A 3,894-nucleotide genomic window follows, 5' to 3' on the forward strand; every position below is an offset into this window, starting at 1 on the left:
GGGGCGGGGAAGGGGCCGGACACCGCATGCGCAACCACAACGAAAGGACGCACCATGGCCCCCGGCCTCATCGAAACCGAGGAACAAAGCGCACTGCGCGCCTCCGTGGCCGCCCTCGGCAAACGCTTCGGGCGTGAGTACTTCGCCGACACCGTCGCGCAGGGCAAGCACACCGACGAACTCTGGCTGGAAGCCGCGCGACTCGGCTACCTGGGCGTCAACCTGCCCGAGGAGTACGGGGGCGGCGGCGCCGGCATCCAGGAACTCTCCCTCGTCCTGGAGGAACTCGGCGCGGCCGGCTGCCCCCTGCTCATGCTGGTGGTCTCACCGGCGATCTGCGGCACCGTGATAGCCCGCTTCGGTACCGAGGAACAGAAGCGGGCCTGGCTGCCGGGGCTGGCCGACGGCACCCGCAAGATGGCGTTCGGCATCACGGAGCCGGACGCGGGCTCCAACTCCCACCGCATCACCACCACGGCCCGCCGCGACGCGGTGACGGGCGACTGGCTGCTGACCGGCCGGAAGGTCTTCATCTCCGGGGTCGACATCGCGGAGGCGACGCTCGTCGTCGGCCGCACGGAGGATGCCCGCACGGGCAAGCTGAAGCCCTGCCTGTTCATCGTCCCGCGCGACGCGGCCGGCTTCACCCGCCACCAGATCGACATGGAGATCGGCGCTCCGGAGAAGCAGTTCGAGCTCGTCCTCGACGACGTGCGGCTGCCCGCCGACGCGCTGGTCGGCGACGAGGACGCGGGCCTGCTCCAACTGTTCGCCGGTCTGAACCCGGAACGGATCATGACGGCGGCGTTCGCGCTCGGCATGGCCCGCTACTGCATCGAGCAGGCTCTGGACTACGCCCGCACCCGCCAGGTGTGGAAGGAGCCCATCGGCGCGCACCAGGCGATCGCCCACCCCCTCGCGCAGGTGCACATCGAGGTGGAATGCGCGCGCCTGATGATGCAGAAGGCGGCCCGGCTCTACGACGCGGGCGACGACATCGGGGCGGGCGAGGCGGCGAACATGGCCAAGTACGCGGCGGCGGAGGCGTGTGTGCGCGCCGTCGACCAGTCGGTGCACACGCTGGGCGGCAACGGCCTGACCCGCGAGTACGGCCTGGCACAGATGATCACCGCGTCCCGGGTGGCGCGGATCGCGCCGGTCAGCAGGGAGATGATCCTCAACTACGTCTCCCACCAGACCCTCGGCCTCCCGAAGTCGTACTGATGGGCACGCCGGAGGAGGGCGTCATCACGGTGGCGTCCCGCGACGCCGTCCGCACCCTCACCCTCGACTCGCCCCACAACCGCAACGCACTCTCCGCCCGCCTGGTGACCCGGCTCTACGAGGAACTGGGCCGCGCCGAGGCCGACCCCGGCACCCGCGCGGTGCTCCTCACCCACACGGGCAACACGTTCTGCGCGGGCGCCGACCTGAGCGAGGCGAGCGCCGACGACGCACCGACGGACGCCCCTTCGGACCTGGCTCGGCTCCTCCGCACGCTCGTCGCGTTCCCCAAGCCGGTCGTCGCCCGGGTCACCGGGCACGTCCGCGCGGGCGGCACCGGCCTGCTCGCGGCGTGCGACATCTCCGTCGCGGGACCGGGCGCCACCTTCGCCTTCACGGAGGCCCACATCGGTGTCGCCCCCGCGGTGATCTCCCTGCCGGTGCTGCCGCGCACGGACCCGCGGGCGATGGCACGCTACTACCTGACGGGCGAACGGTTCGACGCGGCGGAGGCCGCCAGGATCGGCCTGGTGACCTGCGCGGCCGACGACCCCGACGAGGCCCTCGCCCCCATTCTGGACGGACTGCGGCGCGGCTCCCCCCAGGGCCTCGCCGCGTCGAAACAGCTGGTCACCCGAGAGGTACTGGCCGCGTTCGATCGCGACACCGGTACGCTCGCCGCACTGTCGGCGCGGCTGTTCGCGTCCGACGAGGCACGCGAGGGCATGACGGCCTTCCTGGAACGACGGGAGCCCGAGTGGGTGGTGCGGCAGCCCCCCGCGCGGTGAGCAGCGTGGCCCCCGTGCGGGGGGCCGCGTGGCCCCCCGCGCGGGGGCCGCACGAGGAACCGCGCTGTCCCTCGCACGAGGAGTCGCACGAGGAGCCGCACGAGGAACCGCGCGGGAAACCCATGCACGGAGACGGGGAGTGAAGGGATGCGGAGCGGACGCACGGCGGGTGAGGGCGTGCGGGACGAGCGACGCACGTCGGGCGCGGGCGCGCCGGGTGAACGCTCACCGGGCGAGCGCGCGTCGGGAGCCCGAGGGGCCGCGCCGAAACAGGACCGCAGCCGCGCCACCCGGCAGCGGCTGCTCGCCTCGGCCGTGACCTGCCTGGCCGAGCTGGGCTGGGCAGGCAGCACCGTCACGGTGGTGGCCGAACACGCGGGCGTCTCCCGGGGCGCGGCCCAGCACCACTTCCCCACCCGCGAGGACCTGTTCACGGCCGCCGTCGAGTACGTCGCCGAGGAGCGCTCCCGCGCCCTGCGCGAGCTGCCGACGCCCGCCTCCGTGCACGCCGCCGTCGAGACCCTGGTCGCCCTCTACACGGGCCCCCTCTTCCGCGCGGCCCTGCACCTGTGGGTCGCCGCCTCCAACGAGCCCCAGCTCGGCCCCCGCGTCACCGCCCTGGAGGCCCGCATCGGCCGGGAGACGCACCGGATGGCGGTCGCGCTGCTGGGCGCCGACGAGTCCCGCCCCGGCGTACGCGAGACCGTGCAGGGCCTGCTCGACACGGCACGCGGCCTCGGCCTCGCCAACCTGCTGACGGACGACAGCACCCGCCGCGCCCGAGTCGTGGCCCAGTGGGCCCACCTGGTGGAGACGAGTCTGCGGGGCTGACGCCTGGGTGTCACTGGGCCGCGCGGCGGCGGGCCAGGTGCCCTGGCGCTGGTGCCGGCCGTCAGTCGAGCTTCCAGGCGTGGTCGTCCTTGGGGTTGCAGTCCGCCAACCCCAGGTGTGCGAAGCGGCCACCGGTGCCGAAGTGCTCACCCCAGACGTCAACGCACCGGTCGCTGCTCTTGAAATTGCGGATCCAGTACTTGCCGCCGCCCCGGCTGTCGAGCCACCACAGCTGGTTGTCCGCTCTGGACATGTCGCATTTTCCCTCGGTGATGGGCGAGGGCCCCGGAGCGTTTCCCTTGCCGGCCGCGTCCATGCACAGGCCGTCCGTCGTGTTCCGTATGACAAAGAGGTGGGAGCCGCCCGGCCCCCCACCCTTGATGCTCACCTGGAATTCCCATTTCTGGTTGTCCCCGGTGGAGTGGCAGCCGGCCTGGTTGACCGGACCGCCGACCTTGCCCTTGCCGCGCCCTGGTACGTCGGCGCAGAACTTGGTCATCGCGTTCCGCAGCAGCATGGGCTTGGATTTCGACGGACCGCCCGCCATCAGCTTCCGGGCGCCCGGCTTCTTCTCGTGCTCGTCCTCCGAAGCACTCGCCTTCTCGTCGGGCTCCTTCTCACCGGCCTTGTCCTTGTCGTGCTCGGACTTCTCCGCATCCGGGCTCTTGGAGGACTCGGCGACGCGGGACGGCGCAGGTGACTCGGGGACGTACTGACCGGGGTTGCCGCCCTTACTGTCCTTCGGCATCGTCATGCCGGAGGCGGTCTTCGATATCTTCTTTTCTTCTTCGTCGTCGTTCGCCCCCATGACGAGGAACGGAACCGCGATCAGGAACGCCCCCGCGATGGCCGCGCCGGCGAGTATCGCCTTGGAGGGACGGCCCGAGGGAGGCTGTCCCCCGTCGTCGTGGGCGCTACTGGACCGGCCCGGCGGATTGCCGCTCGCGCTCGCGGACGCTGCGTCGCCGGCTCCGGCTGCGTCGCCGGCTCCGGCTCCGGCCCTTCCCTGCCCGGAGGTGTCGGCGGAGGCGGGGGTGGAGGTGTCGGCGGA

Annotated in this window: 4 protein-coding genes; 3 read left to right on the top strand and 1 reads right to left on the bottom strand. The window is 72.3% G+C overall.

Annotated elements, in window-relative coordinates; all coding sequences use genetic code 11:
* The first annotated feature begins 54 nt into the window (after positions 1-54).
* The 3 genes from AB8Z75_RS32020 (at position 55) to AB8Z75_RS32030 (ending at position 2,843) form a co-directional block, all read left to right on the top strand.
* The gene (locus tag AB8Z75_RS32020) at positions 55-1,224 is read left to right on the top strand and encodes an acyl-CoA dehydrogenase family protein (RefSeq protein ID WP_369208175.1); all 1,170 of its coding nucleotides are present in this window, start codon (positions 55-57) and stop codon (positions 1,222-1,224) included.
* Complete coding sequence (locus AB8Z75_RS32025) at positions 1,224-2,012, top strand: enoyl-CoA hydratase family protein (protein ID WP_369208177.1); 789 nt, start codon at positions 1,224-1,226, stop codon at positions 2,010-2,012. The genes AB8Z75_RS32020 and AB8Z75_RS32025 overlap by 1 nt, the downstream gene beginning before the upstream one ends.
* 147 nt (positions 2,013-2,159) lie before the next feature.
* Positions 2,160-2,843 carry a TetR/AcrR family transcriptional regulator gene (locus AB8Z75_RS32030; protein ID WP_369208179.1) on the top strand — a complete coding sequence of 228 codons (684 nt, stop codon included), beginning with the start codon at positions 2,160-2,162 and terminating at the stop codon, positions 2,841-2,843.
* A 61-nt stretch (positions 2,844-2,904) separates the two neighbouring features.
* Here AB8Z75_RS32030 and AB8Z75_RS32035 read toward each other — a convergent pair.
* Positions 2,905-3,894: RICIN domain-containing protein (locus AB8Z75_RS32035; RefSeq protein ID WP_369208181.1), on the bottom strand; the 990-nt coding region annotated here is incomplete at its 5' end.

This window comes from Streptomyces sp. PU-14G (assembly GCF_041028275.1).
Classification (GTDB): Bacteria; Actinomycetota; Actinomycetes; order Streptomycetales; family Streptomycetaceae; genus Streptomyces.

Excerpts from the sequence above, each read along its gene's own strand:
- AB8Z75_RS32025 (WP_369208177.1), top strand. The coding sequence starts at position 1,224 with ATGGGCACGCCGGAGGAGGGCGTCATCACGGTGGCGTCCCGCGACGCC.
- AB8Z75_RS32020 (WP_369208175.1), top strand. The coding sequence starts at position 55 with ATGGCCCCCGGCCTCATCGAAACCGAGGAACAAAGCGCACTGCGCGCC.
- AB8Z75_RS32030 (WP_369208179.1), top strand. The coding sequence starts at position 2,160 with ATGCGGAGCGGACGCACGGCGGGTGAGGGCGTGCGGGACGAGCGACGC.